The 19,193-nt window shown below is 70.5% G+C and carries 17 protein-coding genes and 2 pseudogenes; 11 read left to right on the plus strand and 8 right to left on the minus strand.

Features of this window, described 5'->3' with window-relative positions:
• Positions 1-38 precede the first annotated feature (38 nt).
• Positions 39-575, plus strand: coding sequence for a hypothetical protein (locus tag ACFYWX_RS38415; protein WP_389429603.1), 537 nt, complete (start codon positions 39-41; stop codon positions 573-575).
• Positions 576-875: 300 nt separating this feature from the next.
• Here the strand turns inward: ACFYWX_RS38415 and ACFYWX_RS38420 are convergent, their stop codons facing one another.
• Positions 876-1,925 carry an O-antigen ligase family protein gene (locus ACFYWX_RS38420; RefSeq protein WP_389429604.1) on the minus strand — a complete coding sequence of 350 codons (1,050 nt, stop codon included), beginning with the start codon at positions 1,923-1,925 and terminating at the stop codon, positions 876-878.
• Positions 1,926-2,192: 267 nt separating this feature from the next.
• Between ACFYWX_RS38420 and lnt the strand changes: the two genes are divergently transcribed.
• The 4 genes from lnt to ACFYWX_RS38440 all read left to right on the plus strand — a co-directional run bounded on the left by lnt (position 2,193) and on the right by ACFYWX_RS38440 (position 7,242).
• Complete coding sequence (gene lnt, locus ACFYWX_RS38425; RefSeq protein ID WP_389429606.1) at positions 2,193-3,803, plus strand: apolipoprotein N-acyltransferase; 1,611 nt, start codon at positions 2,193-2,195, stop codon at positions 3,801-3,803.
• Positions 3,804-3,870: 67 nt separating this feature from the next.
• The gene (locus ACFYWX_RS38430; protein ID WP_389429607.1) at positions 3,871-4,350 is read left to right on the plus strand and encodes an NUDIX domain-containing protein; all 480 of its coding nucleotides are present in this window, start codon (positions 3,871-3,873) and stop codon (positions 4,348-4,350) included.
• A gap of 54 nt (positions 4,351-4,404) precedes the next feature.
• The gene (locus tag ACFYWX_RS38435) at positions 4,405-5,211 is read left to right on the plus strand and encodes a 3-hydroxybutyrate dehydrogenase (RefSeq protein WP_389429608.1); all 807 of its coding nucleotides are present in this window, start codon (positions 4,405-4,407) and stop codon (positions 5,209-5,211) included.
• Between the two features lie 75 nt (positions 5,212-5,286).
• Positions 5,287-7,242: a helix-turn-helix domain-containing protein gene (locus tag ACFYWX_RS38440; RefSeq protein WP_389429610.1), complete on the plus strand. Its 1,956-nt coding sequence runs from the start codon at positions 5,287-5,289 to the stop codon at positions 7,240-7,242.
• Between the two features lie 40 nt (positions 7,243-7,282).
• Here the strand turns inward: ACFYWX_RS38440 and ACFYWX_RS38445 are convergent, their stop codons facing one another.
• Entirely contained in the window at positions 7,283-8,668 is a 1,386-nt protein-coding gene (locus ACFYWX_RS38445) for an MFS transporter (RefSeq protein WP_389429611.1), read from the minus strand.
• A 692-nt stretch (positions 8,669-9,360) separates the two neighbouring features.
• Positions 9,361-11,232 (minus strand): serine/threonine-protein kinase, encoded by a 1,872-nt coding sequence (locus ACFYWX_RS38450; RefSeq protein ID WP_389429613.1) that lies wholly within the window; start codon positions 11,230-11,232, stop codon positions 9,361-9,363.
• A gap of 1,125 nt (positions 11,233-12,357) precedes the next feature.
• Here ACFYWX_RS38450 and ACFYWX_RS38455 point away from each other — a divergent pair.
• The 3 genes from ACFYWX_RS38455 to ACFYWX_RS38465 all read left to right on the plus strand — a co-directional run bounded on the left by ACFYWX_RS38455 (position 12,358) and on the right by ACFYWX_RS38465 (position 14,583).
• The gene (locus ACFYWX_RS38455; protein WP_389429614.1) at positions 12,358-12,768 is read left to right on the plus strand and encodes an MmpS family transport accessory protein; all 411 of its coding nucleotides are present in this window, start codon (positions 12,358-12,360) and stop codon (positions 12,766-12,768) included.
• Between the two features lie 508 nt (positions 12,769-13,276).
• The gene (locus tag ACFYWX_RS38460) at positions 13,277-13,477 is read left to right on the plus strand and encodes a hypothetical protein (protein ID WP_389429616.1); all 201 of its coding nucleotides are present in this window, start codon (positions 13,277-13,279) and stop codon (positions 13,475-13,477) included.
• A gap of 191 nt (positions 13,478-13,668) precedes the next feature.
• The gene (locus ACFYWX_RS38465; protein WP_389429618.1) at positions 13,669-14,583 is read left to right on the plus strand and encodes a ribosome-inactivating family protein; all 915 of its coding nucleotides are present in this window, start codon (positions 13,669-13,671) and stop codon (positions 14,581-14,583) included.
• Positions 14,584-14,764: 181 nt separating this feature from the next.
• Here the strand turns inward: ACFYWX_RS38465 and ACFYWX_RS38470 are convergent, their stop codons facing one another.
• The 3 genes from ACFYWX_RS38470 to ACFYWX_RS38480 all read right to left on the minus strand — a co-directional run bounded on the left by ACFYWX_RS38470 (position 14,765) and on the right by ACFYWX_RS38480 (position 15,720).
• A complete protein-coding gene (locus ACFYWX_RS38470; protein WP_389429620.1) occupies positions 14,765-15,199 on the minus strand; it encodes a MarR family transcriptional regulator in 435 nt (144 codons plus the stop codon).
• 75 nt (positions 15,200-15,274) lie between these two features.
• Positions 15,275-15,553: a hypothetical protein gene (locus ACFYWX_RS38475; RefSeq protein ID WP_389429622.1), complete on the minus strand. Its 279-nt coding sequence runs from the start codon at positions 15,551-15,553 to the stop codon at positions 15,275-15,277.
• Entirely contained in the window at positions 15,550-15,720 is a 171-nt protein-coding gene (locus ACFYWX_RS38480; RefSeq protein ID WP_389429624.1) for a hypothetical protein, read from the minus strand. Before ACFYWX_RS38480 ends, ACFYWX_RS38475 begins: the two co-directional genes overlap by 4 nt.
• A gap of 2 nt (positions 15,721-15,722) precedes the next feature.
• On the opposite strand from ACFYWX_RS38480, the pseudogene ACFYWX_RS38485 reads away from it, so the two are divergent.
• Both ACFYWX_RS38485 and ACFYWX_RS38490 read left to right on the plus strand, forming a co-directional pair.
• Positions 15,723-16,021 (plus strand): annotated as a pseudogene (locus ACFYWX_RS38485) (DUF1524 domain-containing protein); the annotation flags it as partial.
• A 108-nt stretch (positions 16,022-16,129) separates the two neighbouring features.
• A complete protein-coding gene (locus ACFYWX_RS38490) occupies positions 16,130-16,309 on the plus strand; it encodes a hypothetical protein (protein WP_389429625.1) in 180 nt (59 codons plus the stop codon).
• Between the two features lie 104 nt (positions 16,310-16,413).
• Here ACFYWX_RS38490 and ACFYWX_RS38495 read toward each other — a convergent pair whose 3' ends face one another.
• On the minus strand, positions 16,414-17,145 hold the full coding sequence (locus ACFYWX_RS38495) for a hypothetical protein (RefSeq protein WP_389429626.1): 732 nt from the start codon (positions 17,143-17,145) through the stop codon (positions 16,414-16,416).
• A 407-nt stretch (positions 17,146-17,552) separates the two neighbouring features.
• Between ACFYWX_RS38495 and ACFYWX_RS38500 the strand changes: the two are divergent.
• A pseudogene (locus ACFYWX_RS38500) lies at positions 17,553-17,742 on the plus strand (peptidoglycan-binding protein); the annotation flags it as partial.
• A gap of 49 nt (positions 17,743-17,791) precedes the next feature.
• Here the strand turns inward: ACFYWX_RS38500 and ACFYWX_RS38505 are convergent.
• Positions 17,792-19,144 carry a helix-turn-helix domain-containing protein gene (locus ACFYWX_RS38505; RefSeq protein ID WP_389429627.1) on the minus strand — a complete coding sequence of 451 codons (1,353 nt, stop codon included), beginning with the start codon at positions 19,142-19,144 and terminating at the stop codon, positions 17,792-17,794.
• Positions 19,145-19,193: the final 49 nt, after the last annotated feature.

Raw genomic sequence — 19,193 nt, forward strand, 5'->3', positions numbered from 1 at the left:
TGGTACCCGCGCAGCGAAACCTGAGTAACCTCATAGCCATGGACCACCACCCCCATGGTGAGGACACTCCACACCCCGATGTCTGGACCGGGCGCGCCACGAACCGGGCGCAGTGGTTGCTGGCGCTGTTCGGCGCGGCCTGCATGGCACTCGGCATCGAGCTGGCGGTGGACTCCGCCTGGAGCTCCGGAATCGCGCTCGTCGTGTCCGTCGTCGGCTGCATCGCGGCCGGACTGCTGGTCCTCTTCGGCACCCTCGCCTTCGTCCACGTGGACCTCAAGCTCGACAGGGAGTGTGTGGAGGTGCGCTGCGGCCACATCGGCGTGCCGCGCCGCCGCATCCCCCTCTCGCACGTCGCGGGCGCCGACTTCGACCCGGACGTCACCCCGCGCCACTGGGGCGGCTGGGGCTACCGGTGGCGGCCCGAGAAGGGCACCGCGGTCGTCGTACGGCGCGGTGAGGGCGTGGTGCTGCGCCTGTGGAACGGACACTCCTTCACGATCACCGTGGACAACGCGGAAGCAGCCGTACAGGCCATCAGGGCCCGACTGCGACCGACGACGCCGGCGCACTGACGCCAGGGCGCCCTGAGGTGACGGACCGTGCGGCAATCACGCGTGCCTGCTCGGCTCACCAGGGGGTGTCGTTCGGACCACCTCGGATCTGGCCGCGGCGTCTGGGGCGGTGCATCGCAAGGCGGAGCATGACCTGCGTACTGGGCGTACTCGGGTGATGCGACAACGCGGCGGTGGGGGCCCCTCCCGCGGTGGGGGTACCTCCCGCTCGAGCGAAGCCGAGAGTGGGGGAGAAGCCGAGCGTGGGGGAGCCGTGCCAGGCGTCGCGGACCCGGGGTGATCCAAACGACGCCCCCTAGCTCAGTCGGTCACCCCGCGCGCGTGCCCCTCCCGTCCCGCGCCCGGCTCCTCGGCGAGCGGACGTGCCGTGGCCAGGCCGGCCAGCAGGCCCGCGCCCACCGACACCGCGGTGAAGCTCAGCGCGTTGCCGACCGTGGCGATGGCCGCGAGGCCCGTCAGCGCCGCGCCGGCGGTCAGCGCGACCGGTGTGGGGCGGGGGGTGCGCCACAGCGCGATCAGCACCCAGCAGAACGCCGCCGCGAGGAGCGCGACGCCGACGACGCCCTGCTCGGCCGCCTGCTGCAGGAGCGCCGAGTGCGGCTTGCCGTCGGACGGCAGGGACTGGCCTGCCGTCGAGCTGAGCTCCCCGAAGCGGCCGGGACCCACGCCCAGGGCCGCGTCCTGACGTGCCAGGTGCAGCGCGTCGTGCCACAGGTCGATCCGGTGGGGCGTGAGCTCGTCCTCCAGGGTCGAGGCGAGCCCGCCCGGTAGCGCTCTCCCGGCCGCCGCGCAGGTCAGCCCCGTCACCAGGGCCGTCGCCAGGGCCAGTCCGGCGAGGCCGGCACCGCGGTGGCGCATGCGTCCGGCGGCGAGTGAGCACAGCAGCACCGCGGCGCACGTGACGACCGCGGTCGTCGAACCGAGGGCGGCAGCGGTCACGGCGATCCCCACGGCCACCACGCGCAGCGCGACCCGCAGCGCGGGCACCGGGGTGGCCCAGGCGGCACAGCAGGCGGCACCGGTGGAGAGGGTCAGCACGGCCGCGGTGGCACCCGCGTGCCCGAGCGGTCCGACGAGCTCGGGACCAGGCGAGAGATGTGGGACGGCGATGGTCAGGCCCACCCCGGTCAGCGCTCCGACGCAGGGCGCGGCGACCGGCAGGAGCGCTCCGAAGATCCGTCCGGCGGCGTAGCCCGCGGCCACCGCGAGAACCGCGAGCAGCATGCCCTCGGGGCGACCGTCGTGCGCGGCCGCGGTGATCAGGGACCAGGCCGCACAGGCCCCGAGCACCACCACGCCTGCCGCGTCAGAAACGTTTCGTCTCGCGTCGGCCGCATCCGGACCGACCATGGACGTCATCCCCGTGGAACCCACTCCGCCCCCTGAACCCGGCCGCCCCACCGGCCGTGAACCAAAGCCTGCCGTGACTTGATCACGCGCCACGGGCCCCGGCACACCGTAACCGCTGATGGGCCGTTTGTGGATGTGTTGGACCGAGTTGCGCAGGAACGATGCGCCTCGTGGGGCTCCGAGTGTCCCTGGTGTGGCCCGAAGCGTGCGGTGCCACCGCGCGGACCGCGCTGTCGGCACGGTGGTCACCCGCCGTACACTCCCGGAGTGACCGTCACCGCAACCTCCGTGGACCAGTCGGACCAGGCGCGGCCGCAGCCCGCGCCCGCATCGCGCGGCGCGCGGCTCGCGCGCTTCGTCCCGGCCGCCGCCGCGGCGCTCTCCGGAGTGCTGCTGTACGTCAGTTTCCCGCCGCGCACCCTGTGGTGGCTGGCCCTGCCGGCCTTCGCCGTCCTCGGCTGGGTGCTGCACGGCCGCAGCTGGAAGGCGGGCCTGGGCCTCGGCTACCTCTTCGGCCTGGGTTTCCTGCTGCCGCTGCTGGTGTGGACCGGCGTGGAGGTCGGCCCCGGGCCCTGGATCGCGCTGGCGGTCATCGAAGCGCTCTTCGTCGCGCTGGTCGGCGCGGGCGTCGCCGCGGTCTCGAGGTTGCCCGCCTGGCCGGTGTGGGCGGCCGCGCTGTGGATCGCCGGCGAGGCGGCACGCGCGCGTGTGCCCTTCCGCGGCTTCCCCTGGGGCAAGATCGCCTTCGGCCAGGCGGACGGTGTCTTCCTGCCGCTCGCGGCCCTCGGCGGCACCCCGGTGCTCGGCTTCGCGGTCGTCCTGTGCGGCTTCGGCCTGTACGAGGCCGTACGCGTCGTCCTCGAAGGGCGCCGCACGCGCGCCGTGCGACGGTCCGCCGCGGCGGTGGCCCTCCTGAGCGTCGCCGTCCCGGTGGTGGGCGCCGTGGCCGCGCGTCCGCTGGTCAGCGACAAGGCCGAGAACGGCACCACCACCGTCGCCCTCATCCAGGGCAACGTCCCCCGCCTCGGGCTGGACTTCAACGCTCAGCGGCGTGCCGTGCTCGACTACCACGCGCGTGAGACCGAACGGCTGGCCGCGCAGGTCAAGGCCGGCAAGATGGCCCGGCCCGACCTCGTGCTGTGGCCGGAGAACTCCTCCGACATCGACCCCTTCGCCAACGCCGACGCGCGCGCGGTCATCGACGGCGCCGCCAAGGCGATCGGCGCGCCCATCTCGGTCGGCGGTGTCGTCGAACGCGACGGCAAGCTGCTCAACGAGCAGATCCTGTGGGACCCGGTCAAGGGCCCGACCGACACCTACGACAAGCGGCAGATCCAGCCCTTCGGCGAGTTCCTCCCGCTGCGCCCGATCATCGGCGCCATCAACAAGGACTGGACCAGCATGGTCCGCCAGGACTTCAGCCGGGGCAGCAAGCCGGGCGTGTTCGCCATGGCCAACGCCAAGGTCGGCCTCGTCACCTGCTACGAGGCGGCCTTCGACTGGGCCGTGCGCGACACCGTCACCGACGGCGCACAGATCATCTCGGTGCCGAGCAACAACGCGACCTTCGACCGCAGCGAGATGACCTACCAGCAGCTCGCCATGTCCCGTGTCCGCGCCGTCGAGCACAGCCGCACCGTCACCGTGCCGGTGACCAGCGGCGTCAGCGCGATCATCATGCCGGACGGGAAGATCACCCAGAAGACCGGCATGTTCGTGGCCGACTCCCTGGTGCAGAAGGTGCCGCTGCGCTCCTCGCAGACCCCCGCCACGCGGATGGGCGTCCTGCCGGAGATCGCCCTGCTGCTGGTCGCCGCGGGCGGACTCGGCTGGGCCATCGGCGCCGGTGTGCGCGGGCGGCGCGCCGGTGGCGTGTAGTCGTACGCCGGTTGCCCGCCCCTGAACCCGACCGGCCCCATAGGACCGGCCCGCTAGGGTCGGTCCTATGGCTACTCCTGACTTCATCCGTACGCTCCGGGCGACCGCCGGGAGCCAACTGCTCTGGCTGCCCGGGGTCACCGCAATCGTCTTCGACGACGATGGCCGAGTACTGCTCGGCCGCCGCTCCGACACCGGGAAGTGGTCGGTGGTCGGGGGCATCCCGGACCCGGGAGAGCAGCCGGCGGTCTGTGCCGAGCGGGAGGTTTACGAGGAGACCGCGGTGCGCTGTGTCGTCGAGCGGGTCGTGCTCGTCCAGGCGCTGGAGCCGGTCACGTACACAAACGGTGACGTCTGCCAGTACATGGACATCACCTTCCGCTGCCGGGCCGTGGGTGGCGAGGCCCGCGTCAACGACGACGAGTCGCTGGAGGTGGGGTGGTTCGAGGTGGACGCCCTGCCGGACCTGAACGAATTCGGCCTGTTCCGGATCAAGCAGGCACTGTCGGACGTCCCCACATGGTTCGACACCACGAGTTCCCTCTGAAGTATGGGCGATGACCATATGGGGCGGGGCAGGGGCGCTGCCTAGGGTCGAGGCATGACCCCGCCCAGTGCCCTGCCCGGCCTCCCCGCTCCCACGCTCGACCTCGGCGGCCGCACCGCCCTCGTCACCGGTGCCGCCGGAGGCATCGGCCGCGCCTGCGTGCTGCGGCTGGCGGCCGCCGGGGCCAAGGTGAGAGCGGTCGACCGGGACACCACGGGCCTGGACGCGCTGACCGAGCAGTCCAGGTCCGCGGGTCTGCCGGGCAGCGTCGAACCGCACGTCCTCGACCTGACCGACCTGGACGCCGCCGAGCTCTCCGCCGCGGGCGCCGACGTCCTCGTCAACAACGCGGGACTGCAACTGGTGCGCCCCATCGAGGAGTTCCCGCCCGACGTCTTCCACACCGTGCTCACCGTGATGCTGGAGGCACCGTTCCGACTCATTCGCGGCGCCCTGCCCCACATGTACGGGCAGGGGTGGGGCCGCATCGTCAACGTCTCCTCGGTGCACGGGCTGCGCGCCTCGGCCTACAAGTCGGCCTACGTGGCCGCCAAGCACGGCCTGGAGGGGCTGTCCAAGACCGCGGCACTCGAAGGCGCGCCCCACGGCGTCACCTCCAACTGTGTGAACCCCGGCTATGTGCGCACCCCGCTGGTCGAGAGGCAGATCGCCGACCAGGCGACGGCGCACGGCATCCCCGAGGAGCGCGTGCTGTCCGAGGTGCTGCTCCAGGACAGCGCGGTGAAGCGGCTTGTCGAACCGGCGGAGGTCGCCGAGGCCGTGGCCTATCTGTGCAGCCCGCAGGCCTCCTTCGTCACCGGCACTTCGCTGGCCCTCGACGGCGGCTGGACCGCACACTGAACCGGTGTGTCCCATGAGACCCGGAGTTGTCCACAGGGCTGACGGGACGGGCCGGTCATGGTGAATCCTGTGAGCATGTCCAGCGATCACGTGCAGTCGGCGGAGCGCACCAACGGCGACGCTCCGACGCCCTCGGGCAGCAGCGCCGAGGCGCCGTTCCTCGAGCTGCTGGCCCGGGGCGCGGGCGCCGACGCGTACGAGCGGCCCGTGCTGCTCGCCCGCGCCGAGGGCCTGCCGACCGAGCGGATCGAAGCCCTCGAACACGCCCAGCGCCTCGCCCTGCGCGTGCGCTCGGAGCTGGAGGGACGGCGCAGGCGGGAGGCCGAGCTGTCCGCTCTCTTCGAAACGGCCCATGACCTGGCGGGCCTCAGGGACCTGGACGCCGTGCTCCAGGCGATCGTGCAGCGCGCGCGGTCCCTGCTCGGTACGGACGTCGCCTACCTCAGCCTGAACGACCCGGTCAGGGGCGACACCTACATGCGGGTCACCGAGGGCTCGGTCGCGGCCCGTTTCCAGCAGCTGCGGCTCGGCATGGGGGAGGGGCTCGGTGGCCTCGTCGCCCAGACAGCCCGCCCGTACGTCACCGACGACTACTTCCAGGACGAGCGCTTCCAGCACACCACCACCATCGACGCGGGCGTCCGGGACGAGGGGCTGGTGGCCATCTGCGGGGTGCCGCTGATGCTCGGGCCGCACGTCATCGGGGTGCTCTTCGCCGCCGACCGCCGGGCCCGTGTCTTCGAGCGGGAGCAGATCGCCCTGCTCGGCTCCTTCGCCGCGCTCGCCGCGGCCGCCATCGACACCGCCAACCTGCTCACCGAGACCCGCTCCGCCCTGGCCGACCTGGAGCGTGCCAACGAGATCATCCAGGACCGCAGCGCGGTCATCGAGCGCGCCTCCGACGTCCATGACCGGCTCGCCGAACTCGTCCTGCGCGGCGGCGGGGTGCACGACGTGGCCGCCGCGGTCTCCCAGGTCCTCGACGGCGCCGTCGAGTTCACCGAGGCCGCCGCCACACCGGCCGCGGCTCTGGAGGCTTCCCGCGCAGACGGGCACGCGGTGCTGCACGAGGACGACTGGATCGCCGCCGTGGCCGCGGGCGGCGAACTGCTCGGCGCGCTCGTCCTGCACGGCCACCCCGGCCTCGACCCCGTCGACCAGCGCACCCTGGAGCGCGCCGCGATGGTCACCTCACTGGTGCTCCTGGCCAGGCGCTCCGCCGCAGAGGCCGAACAGCGTGTCCGCGGCGAACTCCTCGACGACCTGCTCGACGCCCGCGACCGGGACCCCCGCCTGCTGCGCGAGCGTGCCTCCCGGCTGCGCGCCGACCTCGACACCATCCACGTCGTCCTCGCCGCCCGCCTCGACGGCGCGGCGGCCGACGCCGAGCAGGAGGCGGCCGCCCGCAGACGCCTGTGGTCCGCGGCCTCCCACCTCGCCGCGACCCGGCACGGACTGGCCGCCGCCCGCGACGGCGGCACCGTCCTGCTGCTCCCCCTCGCCCCCGACGACACCGCCACCGACCTCGCCCGCCGCACCGCACTCCAACTGGGCACGGCTGTCCACGAGGCGGTCACCGTCGGCGCCTCCGGACCCGTCGAGGATCTCGCCACCCACCCCGACACCGTGGCCACCGCCTACGCGGAGGGCCGCCGCTGCCTCGACGCCCTGCGCCTGCTCGGCCGCTCCGGCGACGGCGCCGCCGCCGAGGACTTCGGCTTCCTGGGACTGCTGCTGGCCGGCGACCGGGACATCGCCGGCTTCATCGAGCGCACCATCGGCCGGGTGGTCGCCTACGACGACAGACGCGGCACCGACCTGCTGCGCACCCTCGACGCGTACTTCGCCTGCGGCATGAGCCCGGCCCGCACCAAGGACGAACTGCACGTCCACGTCAACACGGTCGCCCAGCGCCTGGAGCGCGTCGGCCGACTCCTCGGCGACGACTGGCAGAACCCGGCCCGTGCCCTGGAGATACAACTCGCCCTGCGGCTGCACCGGTTGGCAGCACCGACCCAGCCCCAGCACTGACCCCCGTACGCAGGTGGTACGGGGGCCGGCCGTGGAGGGGTCAGGCAGTACGGGCGTCCGCAGCGTCGGCCGTCGCGGGTTCGGCGTCCACGGAAGGCTCGACGTCGGCCAGATCCCGGTGACGGGTCTCCTTCGCCACGCCCACGGCGACGAGGGTCAGCACGGCCGCCGCGATCACGTACAACGCGATCGGCGTGGAGCTGCCGTAGTCGGACAGCAGCGCGGTGGCGATCAGCGGGGCGGGCGCGCCCGCGGCGACCGAGGCGAACTGCGCGCCGATGGAGGCGCCGGAGTAGCGCATCCGGGTCGCGAACATCTCGGAGAAGAAGGCGGCCTGGGGCGCGTACATCGCACCGTGCATCACCAGGCCCACGGTCACGGCGAGGATCAGGTTGCCGAAGCCGCCGGTGTCGACCAGCGAGAAGAAGGGAAACATCCACAGCCCCACACCCGCCGCGCCGACCAGATACACCGGCCGCCGCCCGACCCGGTCGGACAGCGCACCCCAGGCCGGGATCACCGCGAAGTGCACGGCGGAGGCGATGAGCACGGCGTTGAGCGCGGTCTGCTTGGAGACGCCGGCCGATGTGGTGGCGTAGACGAGGATGAAGGCCGTGATGACGTAGTAGGAGATGTTCTCCGCCATGCGGGCGCCCATCGCGATCAGCACGTCCCGCCAGTGGTGGCGCAGCACGGAGACGAGCGGCAGCTTCTCGGCCTCGTCCGCCCGCGCCGCCTTGCGCGCCTCGGCCTGGGCCAACGCCCGCTTGAAGACCGGCGATTCATCGACAGACAGACGAATCCACAAACCGACGATCACCAGCACTCCGGAGAGCAGGAACGGGACGCGCCAGCCCCAACTGCCGAAGGCGTCGTCGGAGAGCACAGCGGTCAGCAGAGACAGCACGCCGGTCGCGAGGAGCTGTCCGGCCGGGGCGCCGGTCTGCGGCCACGACGCCCAGAACCCACGCCGCCGCGCGTCCCCGTGCTCGGAAACCAGCAACACGGCGCCGCCCCACTCCCCGCCGAGCGCGAACCCCTGAACCAGCCGCAGCAAGGTCAGCAGCACGGGCGCGGCGGTCCCGACGGTCGCATGCGTCGGCAACAGTCCGATCGCGAACGTCGCCCCGCCCATCAGCAACAGGCTCAGCACCAGCAACTTCTTCCGCCCGAGCCGGTCACCGTAATGCCCGAACACCAAAGCACCCAACGGTCGCGCCGCGAACCCCACGGCATACGTCAGAAACGACAACAACGTCCCGACCAGCGGATCGGAGTCCGGAAAGAACAGCTGATTGAACACGAGCGCGGCAGCCGAGCCGTACAGGAAGAAGTCGTACCACTCGATGGTGGTGCCGATGAGGCTGGCGGCGACGATGCGCTTGAGGCTGGCGGGGGGTGGGGGAGCGGTGGTTGCGGGGGCCATGTGCGCCACTTCCTCGTGTGCGGTGGGGACGGGTAGCTGTCCGGACACCGTAGAAACGCGCAGGTCAGGCGCACATGTGGTGGGGCCACACAGTTCGGGGGTCGAGTGTGCGCGCAGTCCCCATGCCTCCGTTCTGAAGATTGGGTCAGGGAGCCGAGGGTGGCGGATCGTATGGCGTCTGTGATGCGTGATTTGGCCCGGTTTGGCGGCGCGGGACCTGAAGAGCGGGCTCACTCGATCGCGATGTTCGAGGGGTTCCCCCAGGGCCCGCTGCGGGCGACGACCGGTGTGTCGCTGCCCTACCATCACGCGGTCGAATTCCTCGGGGAGCCGGGGAGCCGGGGAGCCGGGGAGCGGGCCGCTTCCGGGGCATCCCCGCTCCGAGGAACTCGTCAAGGTCTGGAAGAGCACCCATGACGCCATCGCCCCCGCGGGGCCGCTGCAGGTCGGGGGATACGCCTGGGAGGAGGCCGTCTACACCGATCCGATCGCCGATGCCACCTCCCGTGCCGTGAAGGCGGCGGAAGTGGGCCGGTGGGCGTGATCGGTAGCAGGTGATCATCCGGGACAGTTGAAGCGTGCGGGAGAGCGGGGAGCGTACGTGGGCCCGAGGACCGTCAGATTGCAGGGCAGGCCTACGTACGCCACCGCGCTGCGCCGCTGACCCGGGGCACCCCGTCACGTGCGTGGGCCTATTCGGTGATCTTCCAGAGGGTCAGCGTGCCCTGGACGGTGGGCACCTCAAAGCTCCACCGAGACGCGGTCAGCCCGGTGATCTCGTACATGGCGAGGTTGCCGTCTTTGGTGACCGTGCAGAGGCGGGCGCCCTTGCTGATCAACGCCTTCTCCCCGAAGGAGTCGGGGTCCACGGTGGAGGGCAGGACATCCGTCTCCGCTCCCTCCCGGCACTCCTCGGCCGTGGTGCCCGCGCTCTTGCCCATCGTGGTCTCGAACGTCCACTCGGTGTCCTCAACGGTCATGTCCAGCAGCGCGTCGTCCATCTCGCCCTCGGTGTCGGCCTTCGGCTCGTCGAGGTCGACGGCGGTGTAGCCGAGCGTGGTGGGCGTGCGGAGCGTAAAGTCCCTGCCCTCGAATTTCAGCTCGTACGACGCATTCGCCGGCGCCGACGGGGACTTGGTCGGCGTCGGCGCCCCCTCTCCGTTGCCCGGTGTCCCGCCCGTGTCGGTCCCGGACGCGCTGGACGTCGAGCTCGCCGAGCTGCCGCTGCCGTCCGCCTGGTCGCTGCCTCGGCCGTTGTCGTCCTTGCCGAGCACCCACACGGCCCCCGCCGCACCCGCGCCCACCGCGAGGACCAGGGCGGCAGCGATGAGGGCCATCTTCAGGCCCCGGCGCCTCGCGGGAGCGGGCGAGGCCGAGGTGGGGTTGGCCGGGGTGAAGTTGTAGGTGCCGGTGCCGGTGCCGGTGCCGGTGGCAGGCGGCGGGGAGCCGTAGCCCGGCGTGGGTACCGAACCCGCTGGGCCGAAGCCCTCGGTAGGCGTCGCGGTCGGAACCTCCGGCCCGGTCGCCCCGTTCACCCCGGTTGACCCGCGGTCGGTGGCCGGGGACGGCGGCGGTGTCGTGGGGGTGGCCTCAGGGGGTGCTGTCGGGGCGGCCGTCGGGATCGGAGGAACTGTCGGCGGGGGTGGGGTCTGCGCGGCCTGCTTGCGGCGGACGATCTCGGCGGCGAGCGGGGCCGGGAGCCAGTCGCCGAAGTCGCTGAGCAGGCGGCCGGCCAGCTCCTGACAGCGCGCAGCCAGCTCCTCCGTGCTGATGCGCTCCTCCGGGTCCGCTGTCAAGCAGCGTTCCAGCAGGGGGCGCAGCTTGTCGTCGTACCCGCCGAGCCGGGGCGGGCGATGGGCCGTGTTCGCGATCTGGGCGGCGATCGTGATGGCGCCGCCGTCGCCGTACGGATGGCGTCCCGCGGCTGCGACAGCCGCGATCAGGCCGAGCGAGAAGACGTCGGTTGCCGGGCCGACCTGCTCGCCCAGCGCGTGCTCCGGCGACATGTACTGCGGGGTGCCGATCACACCGCCGGACCGGGTGAGCTGGGTGGCGTCGGCGGCGCGTGCGATGCCGAAGTCGATGACGTACGGGCCCTGGGAGCCCAAAAGGATATTGCTGGGCTTGAGGTCGCGGTGGACGACGCCTGCCGCATGGATCGCGGACAGGGCGCGGGCTGTGCAGCCGACCAGCTGGAAGACCGCGGGCAGCGGCAGTGGACCGAACGCCGCGAGCGCGTTGTGCAGCGGGATACCCGCAATGAACGCCGAGGCCAGCCAGGGAAGTTCGCCTGTCGTGTCGTGATCGACCACCGATACGATGTGGTAGCCCTGCACCCGGCGGGCCGCCTGGACCTCCTGCTCGAAACGGCGGCGGAACTCCTGGTCCTGGCCGTACTCGCGGCGGATCACCTTCAGCGCGACCGGCTGGCCGCCGCGGGTGTGCGAGAGGTAGACGGTGCCCATGCCGCCTTCACCGATCCGCGCCTGCAGTCGGTAACCAGCGGTTTCTCGCGGGTCCTGCGGTCCCAGTGGGCTCAGTAAGTCGCCTGCGCTGGTAGTCATGGGAGCCTCCCCGATGCGATGCCGAACTCCTCTGCCAATACAGGGCACTTGAGGGGGCCCTGAGCTTATACGGCGCTTACGACACCCGGAACGGGCCCGGCGGTTCCGTACGGTCGGCAGGAGGTGATCGTCCGTCAGCGGTAGACCTCGGCGTTCGTCAGAACGAAGAGAAAGATCTGCCGGTAATCTTCCGCAAGAGCAGCCCGAACATCCAGGGCCTGGGCAAGCTCCGCCATGTCGTCGAGCGGACTTCGCCCTGCCGCACCAGTCCAAACGCCTCGCGATCTGCTGGGAACGACACCGCGACTGACCGCTTCCAACGCTCCGGTAGTCTCCGCCCTTCCGACGAGGGGAGTCAGGCGATGGTGGAAGCTGGGCCGGCGAGACCTCCAAGACCCTGGTCCAGAGGGATTCTGCGCGGCGTCCTCTTCGGGGGTCTGGCCTCGATGGTCTCCATCGCCACTATCGGGAGGGCGTGGGCGGCGTGTGACGTCGGCGTCAACGCAGCGGCCAGCAGCATGACTTTGCTGTTTCTCGCCCCTCTCATATGGATCGCGGTAGCCGTTTCCTGGGTCGTCCTGTACGGCACCCTGGGAAGACGTCACCGAAGCGCAGCACTGATGGCAGGGCTCCTCTTCACCGTGTGCGTCACGTGGTTCCTGGTGACGTGGCTTGGCATGGTGGACTCCTACCCTGACCCTCGATGCCCGGGACATGTCCCGCCCTGGTGGCCGAGTTTCATCCCTGTATGACCGAGCGGCCGCACTGTGAGTGATCCCGACCCAGCAGGAACTGGTTGTGGCCCCACGACCGGACGTGGAGCGATCTTGGTGACACCGTGCCCAGTGATCATGAGGCCGTTCCGGCGGATCGCCGAGGTGCTCGCCACCGGAGACCCCTCTCGCTGCCACCCTCAGACCCATCGAACACTCATTGGTCAGCATGGCCCGAAGTCGGGACACTGTGAACCGGACGAAGGCGCCGACATCACGACAGTGGCGGCGCCTTCACCTTGTTCTACTGGATCCCTCTTTACTGCGAATTCGTTGGGTCTCATGACAATTTGACTTTACTTTCTCTTTGCGATTGGCTGCGGATCTGACTTCACGATCCGGGGGGATCCCTATGAACCGCACCATCCGCGCCGTCGTCCGCGCCGTCGCCGTCGCGGGCCTCGCGCTCGGCCTCAGCTCCTGTTCCGAGGCGGTCGACCAGGTCGACAAGGCAGTGGACGAGACGTACGAAGTCACCTATGAGGTCACGGGGAAGAACGTCGACTCGATCGACTTCCACGGCGGCGGTGGTACGGCCATGGAGCCGAAGGTCGAGTCGGTTTCGAAGCCCAAGCTGCCCTGGGTGAAGACGGTCACGCTGCGCGGCATCATGCCCGCGGCGGTCATGCCGGTCGCCGCGGACCCCGAAGGTGCCCAGGTCGCGTGCAAGATCACCTACAAGGGCAAGGTGCTCGATGAACAGAGTGCCAAGGGCCTGGTGACCGTCGGCGGCTGCACCGCAGAGTCCCCGATCACGGGGTAACCCTCGGGCGGCCGCGGCCGGTTGGCGTAGCCCGGCGGCTGTGGCAACTCGGACAGCTGACCGCGATGCCTATGGCGAGCCGCCACGCCAACTTCCGTCGGCGGACTTCGCGGCCGCCGACTGCACCCGCGAGGCCGCCTCAGATGTCAGGGGTCCCTGCCTTGCCGCCGGCCCTGCCCATGACGATCACCTCTACGTCCATGTTCCAGCAGGAGGCCGCTGCCCGCACACCCGCAGATGCACTGGCGTTCCGTGGCGCTGCCGGCATCTGGCATACGGGCGTGAGGGCACCCCGCGCCTGAGCAACGTCACCAAGGGGCAGCGGGGTTGAGTGTGTGCGACATCCCCTGAGTTCCCCTGAGCCCCGTTGAGTGCCCGGCCCAGTGGTCAGGGGGCGCCCGGGCCGGTCGTCGGATGGTGGCCGAGGTGGCGTCGTAGGCACAGCGCAGCATTTGCACAACCCGGGCGGCGCACGGGTGCTGCGCGTGCAGCAGGTCAGCCCTCTGCAGTGCAGCAGTTGCTGCACGAGGGCCACGCTGCACGCAGCCGACGCCTGCTGCACCGAGGGCAGCAGCAGGACAGCGGCGACTGCATGACGAGTTTGCCGCTGCGGTCGTCGACCGAAGTGGTGGCGCGTACTGCCGGCTGCCACACGCTGTTCTCACGCCTGGAACGACGTACGGATGAGCAGTACACGGTGCCCTGCTGAGCAGCCGGCCTCAGCCGACCGCCACAGGCCGGGCAGATCCGCCCGAGCCGTCGACCGCCGACGCAGGCACCCACAGGCACTCATGGGCAAGGAGTCGTGCGCGGACAGATAAGTGATCGGGATCATCGCTCAGTAGCGTGGCATGGACCGAACAATCCTGGAAGGGCCCTGTGTGGCCAGAAGGAGCTTATATGTCCCTGTGGGAGAGATTGAGAACGGTCAAACGGCGCCTGCTCGGCGCCGTGGTGGCTCTCGCCTTATCCATAGGCCTGGCCGGACTGGCGGCGCCTGCCGCGCACGCCGACCCCGACCGCTACCTGACCGTGCACGACTGGGACATCAGTGACCTTGCCGGCGGTGGACAGCACGCGCACGAGCAGTACTGGAACATGATTGCGGCCATGCACCGCGTGACCGGCCACGACTTCTTCCGGGACACTCTCGACGAGACCACGACCCGGCAGGACGCGCTCTTCCAGGTAAGTCTGCACCGCAACGGCAACTACATCGGGGCCCTGTACTTCTGGCCCAACGACCTCTACCTGGCCGGCTTCTACCAGGCCGGTCCCAACGGCGGCCACTACGCGTTCAACGAAGGACGGCGCGCGAGGTTCAACGCCATCCTGGGTGTGACGTCGAACGAGCTGCCGTGGAACGGCAACTACACATCGCTTCCCAGCGGTGGCCAGGACAATCGACGCACCGCCCGTGTCGCCGGGCCGGGCATCGACAACGCCCTGCAGCAGATCGGCAGGGCCAACCAGCTCCTCATCCCGGGCGCCCCGAACGGCCATCACATCCTGGGAAGCGCCCTGACCACGGTCATCCAGGCGACTTCCGAGGCTGCGCGCTTCGGCCGCATCTTCGACAACATCCGATACAACATCCTTAACCACTCCCTCGTCCAGATGGGCGATGAGAACGTCGCCCTCCAGCAGCAATGGAGCAACCTGTCAGGCTGGGTGTACCGCGCACTCAACAATGCCGGCGTCCAGCCCTTCACGCTCAACACTGGTACCGGCATCCAGCGGATCTTCTATTCCTACCTGGACGTGATCCGCTACGTCTTCTACATGGAGCTCGCCAGCGGGTCCCGCCCCCGCTGACCCAGGTACCAGCGGCTGGGCCTGTTGCAGGTGAAGGATGGTGTCATCGTGCTGGACGCCAGGCGCTGGTTCCGTGACCAGTACACCGAGGCCATCACCCGATCATCCAGGGCCGAGCGGGAGCACCGTGAGCTGCCCGAGATGTCGCAGCCGGAGGGCAAGGCAGGCCGGCCGGTGGATCTCATGGCCGCCCGAGAACGGCGCTGCACCTCACGGTGCAGCGCCACGTCGGCGGCTGGACGGCTGGGATCAGGAGACGGCTTTGAGGGCCTGGCGGCGCTTGGCGTCTTCCCGGCCGGCGCTTCTCGGCGAGCTGGTCCTGGTAGGCGGTGACGGCCCTGCGGCAGCGGTTGAAGCTTGGGGAGTTCAGGTGCTCGGTTTTCGGCATGGCCTGGACGGCCGCGATGGCATCCTCGGGCGCGAGGTAGGCGGCGGGCATGGGGTCGAGCTGGTAGACGCCCGCGCGCTGCTTCTTCACCAGCCGCGTCAGGTCCAGGTCGCGCAATGGCCGCGTTGGCCGCGGCCCCCGGCTCAGCCCGAGCACCTGGGTGGTGGCGCTCTGGCCGATCTCGATACGGCCGCCGGCCTCGCTGTGGGCCCGCAGCTTCAGCAGCATCCGGTAGGCCGCGCGGCAGCGGGTCCAGGTCGGCGACGACGCCCTCCGTGTTGACTGCGGCGAAATGCAGAGCGCTCAATGCTCTGTCCCCTTCTCCTTGCGTGCCGCCCGTTCCTGACACCGCTCAGCACGCATGTTCGCCCCTTCCTCACGCATCCGTTCGATCTCCTGGCGCATCCTCTCCAGCGAGGGGACGCGTACCAGGTCGGGCAGGCTCTCGTCCGCACGGATCTCCGCGATGGTCTCGTACTGGTCGACCCTCAGGTACTCCGCCTGCACCGTCTCCGTGCTCGGGATGGACTCCGCGACCCGATAGAAGCACGGCGGGTTGAACTGGTAGACGCCACGCTTCACCCGGAGACGATCCCGTGGGACATGATTTCGCCCAGGGCCTCGTTCGCCTTGGTACGCGCCACGTTCAGGACGTGCGCCATCTCCTCCTGGCTCAGGTGGATCCGACCACCGGCCCTCTGACAGGCGATCATCAGCAGAATCAGCCGCAGCGGCAGCGCCTCGCGCAAGAGCCGAAGCCTGGGACTCCGGCGCCTCCGCCTGGAGCGCGACGGAACGCGAGGCCTACGCAAACGACATCGACGACCCGCGCGCGCTGATCGCGGTCTCCGCAGCCTCCAACCGCTCCAAGGCCGACCAGGACCCCGCCACCTGGCAGCCCCGGCCGCCGGCTACCACTGCACCTACGCCACCGACTGGGTCGCCATCAAGGCCCGCTGGGGCCTCGCCATCGACCCGACCGAGCAGGCCGCGCTCACCGACACCCTCGCCGACTGCCCGAACACCCCGATCGAGGTCACCCTCGCCCGCTGGACAGCCAGATCCCATACCGCCCTCGGGGAGTGGTTCAGGGAGCTGATGCCACCGGCGGCGCGGCCGCTTCGTCCGCGGGGAGCGTGGGGGTGTCGAGTTCCCTGTGTGAGGTTCCCCAGCAAGGACGAGCTCGTCGGGGCATACCTGCAGTCCCTGGTGGACGATCTCCTGCCAGTCCACCCGTCGCCCGACCGGCCGACACCGAGCCCGCGTGAGCAGCTCCTCGCCGTCTTCGACTGGGAGCTGCCGGAAACCACCGCTCCGTTCCGGGGTGCCCGTTGCTGAACGTCAGCGTTGAAGTGCCAGACCCCGGGCATGTTGCCCAGCGGGCCGCGGCGTACAAGGGCCGGCCACCCATTTTGACCATACGACCCACCGCCGTGGGGCGGTCAGCTCTGGCCGGCGGTGCCGCTCTTGTCCTTCAGCGTGACCAGGATGTGCTCCGCCAGCTTCTTCGCGCTCATGGCCCCGTTGTCGCCGCCGTCCGTGGACAGCACGCTGACGACGGCCGTGCCCGCGCGGGCGGCGATCAACGTGGTGCCGTTCTCCCAGGCGGTGTCGGTGAGGGTGATGGTGTACGCCTCGTCCCCGAGCCCTGTCGTGGCAGCACCCGTGACCGTGACCTTGCTGTGGGTGTCGGTGTCCGTGTAGTTAGGGCATGCGGCAACGACCTTCGCCAGGTCCTTCAGGACGTCGGTGGCCGTGGCACCTCGATAGACGTCGATCTCCTGGTCGAGTTCGGCGGACGTGTCCTTGGCGATATAGGAGTTCTGCGCGAACGACACGCCCTCCACGCCGGTGAGACTGATCCAACTCGTGGCAGCCAGGTCGGCGCAGTGCGGCTTGTCGGCGTTCTTCGTCGCCGGTGCCTGATAGGTGTCGCCGGTGTCGCGGGCGAGGCTTGGGTCGGCGGCGAATCCGGAGGGGAAGTACGAAGCGGGCGCCAGGGATTTCTTCAGCTGTGTCCCGGTCATCAGCCCCGCGTCGGGGTCCTTGGTCTTCGTCGGCGCGGCGGCGGCCGAGTCACCGGACGAATCCGTGGAACCGGAGGAGCAGGCGGCCAGGCTCAGCGGGAGAGCCACGACGGCGAGCACCTTGACGGCATGGGAGCGGAGACGCATCGAAGTCCTCAAAAGAAATGTGCACCGTGCGCCGGGTCTGGGCGGGGCCGGGAGTGCGCGCCGTGGAAACACGGAGACAGGTCCGGCGGCCTGGCCGGCGGGGCCGGAAGATCGCCGAACCCGGTGCGACCCTAGGAGCCCGTCGGTCACAGACTGATCATCGATTCCTCAAAGCGAGGTCAAGCATCCGCTCCCGTCCGAGGCTTTGCCGTGCCTTGGGGAAGTCCTGCGGTGATCGAGGAGCGGGGAGTTCCCGGATCGCGGGCCGATGTCGCTCGCGGCGCGATGTGCCGACGCGCCTGGGTCCCGGAGACACCGCAGGGCCGGATCATTTGTCCTGAACCGTCGGCGGCACGACGCGCGCTGCGTGCGTGGTCGCGGGTGCCGGGGCAGCGGCGCAGACCTCGATGACCGCCAAGACCCGGCCTGCGCAGGAGACGTACGCCGGCCGCGCCTTCGACACCTGCACAGCGCCGTCGCTGAAAGCAATGAAAGTCTGGCACGCCGGGCTTCTACGGCGCAGGGGCCGTCTACGTCGGTGGCAAGAACTGCGGCCGCAAGCAGCCCGACCTCACAGCGTCCTGGGTGAAGTCGATCGCGAATTGTCATTCCTGCTCTGGGCAAGATCCGTTTGAAGACGGACTCTCTAGTAGCTGTTGTAAGGGACCCAGGCACGCTCGCCTGCGTCGTTCGTGCCGTACCAGTAGCGTGGCATTCCCTTGATGCTGGTGGTGTGGAACGGGCGGCCGTGGTCGTCGATGCGGGTCGTGCCGGTGCGGCCCTGGGAGGACCAGTCGAGTTCGAGGTACCAGCGGGCGTCGTAGGTCTGGGTCGTCGCGTCGACCAGCAGCACCTCCGGGTCCTCGGCGGAGACGCGGTACGGGAAGTGCGCGGCCGGGATGGTGTGTTCGCTGTCGGCGCCGTCCTTCGGGCGGGCGATGGGGCGGTCGACGTCGAGGTTCACGGTGAAGCGGCGGGGCGTGAGCTCGCCGCCGCAGCCCTGGTCCATGGCGTACGCGATCCCGGCGGCCGGGTTGCCGCGGCTGACGATGCGGACGCGGAGCGCCTCCAGGACCACGGCCGTGGAGGACCGCCCCTGCACCGAGATCTGCACCCTCGTCTGCCGCCCGGGCACTGCGCCCTGCGTCGCCGCCCACACCTCTGCGTCCTGCTGCACCGGCGGCGGAGGCACCTGCGCGGGCGGCTTGTCGATGACGTAGTCGTGGCCGCAGCCCTTGTCCCAGACCTGGGAGTCGGCGCTCCAGGTGAGGGGCAGGTCGGTGGCCGGCTTCGCGGCCGAGGCGGGACCGCTGCCGGTGGCGGACGGGGCGGGGGTCTTCTGCCGGGGGCCGGGCGACGCGGAGCTCCGGGAAGGGGAGGGGGAGGCGGTGGCCGACGGCTTCGCCGAGCGGTGGGGTGCGCCGGGGGCGGCCGTCCGCGGGCCCGCGGAGCGGGAGGCGTCCGCCTCGGAGGAGCGGTCGTCCGACAGGGCGGACGTGGTGCCCAGAGTGACGAGCAGCGCGCACGCGACGGCGGTGGACGCCAGGACCCGTCGGCGGCGGTACCAGGTGCGGGGCGTGGGGGAGGGGGCGGGCTCGTCCCCGGGCTGCTCCGCGGAGTTGCTCTCCTCGACGAGTTCCCCGTCCTCGTCCGGCGCCGGTGCCGGAACCGCCGCCTGCGCCGAACCGGCCGTACGTACCCGCTGCCGAGCCGCCACCGCCGACAACCACAGCCGGTGCAGCTCGAGCCGCTCCTCCGGTGTCGCCTCGCAGAAGGCCGCGAGCCGCTCCACGGGTGCGAAGTCCTGCGGCACCGCCTCGCCCGCGCAGTACCGGTGCAGCGTGGAGGTGTTCATGTTGAGGCGGCGGGCCAGGGAGCCGTAGCTCCGGTCCGTGCGGTCCTTCAGCCGGCGCAGCAGCGCCGCGAACTCCTCGACATCGTCCCGAATCGACACCGTTCCCCCGTCGTCCGCCCGCGATCCCACATCCCAGGCACTCATATATTTGCACGTCAGATGGGCTGGGATGGTTCCACCGTCGCCAAATGGG

Origin of the sequence: Streptomyces sp. NPDC002888, from assembly GCF_042888465.1 — a bacterium.
Classification (GTDB): Bacteria; Actinomycetota; Actinomycetes; order Streptomycetales; family Streptomycetaceae; genus Streptomyces.

Coding starts and splice junctions, on each gene's coding strand:
- ACFYWX_RS38450 (WP_389429613.1), bottom strand. CDS start 11,232: ATGACTACCAGCGCAGGCGACTTACTGAGCCCACTGGGACCGCAGGAC.
- ACFYWX_RS38495 (WP_389429626.1), bottom strand. CDS start 17,145: ATGCGTCTCCGCTCCCATGCCGTCAAGGTGCTCGCCGTCGTGGCTCTC.
- ACFYWX_RS38505 (WP_389429627.1), bottom strand. CDS start 19,144: ATGAGTGCCTGGGATGTGGGATCGCGGGCGGACGACGGGGGAACGGTG.
- ACFYWX_RS38415 (WP_389429603.1), top strand. CDS start 39: ATGGACCACCACCCCCATGGTGAGGACACTCCACACCCCGATGTCTGG.
- ACFYWX_RS38470 (WP_389429620.1), bottom strand. CDS start 15,199: ATGCTGCTGAAGCTGCGGGCCCACAGCGAGGCCGGCGGCCGTATCGAG.
- ACFYWX_RS38420 (WP_389429604.1), bottom strand. CDS start 1,925: ATGGTCGGTCCGGATGCGGCCGACGCGAGACGAAACGTTTCTGACGCG.
- ACFYWX_RS38430 (WP_389429607.1), top strand. CDS start 3,871: ATGGCTACTCCTGACTTCATCCGTACGCTCCGGGCGACCGCCGGGAGC.
- ACFYWX_RS38445 (WP_389429611.1), bottom strand. CDS start 8,668: ATGGCCCCCGCAACCACCGCTCCCCCACCCCCCGCCAGCCTCAAGCGC.
- ACFYWX_RS38465 (WP_389429618.1), top strand. CDS start 13,669: ATGTCCCTGTGGGAGAGATTGAGAACGGTCAAACGGCGCCTGCTCGGC.
- ACFYWX_RS38455 (WP_389429614.1), top strand. CDS start 12,358: ATGAACCGCACCATCCGCGCCGTCGTCCGCGCCGTCGCCGTCGCGGGC.
- ACFYWX_RS38440 (WP_389429610.1), top strand. CDS start 5,287: ATGTCCAGCGATCACGTGCAGTCGGCGGAGCGCACCAACGGCGACGCT.
- ACFYWX_RS38435 (WP_389429608.1), top strand. CDS start 4,405: ATGACCCCGCCCAGTGCCCTGCCCGGCCTCCCCGCTCCCACGCTCGAC.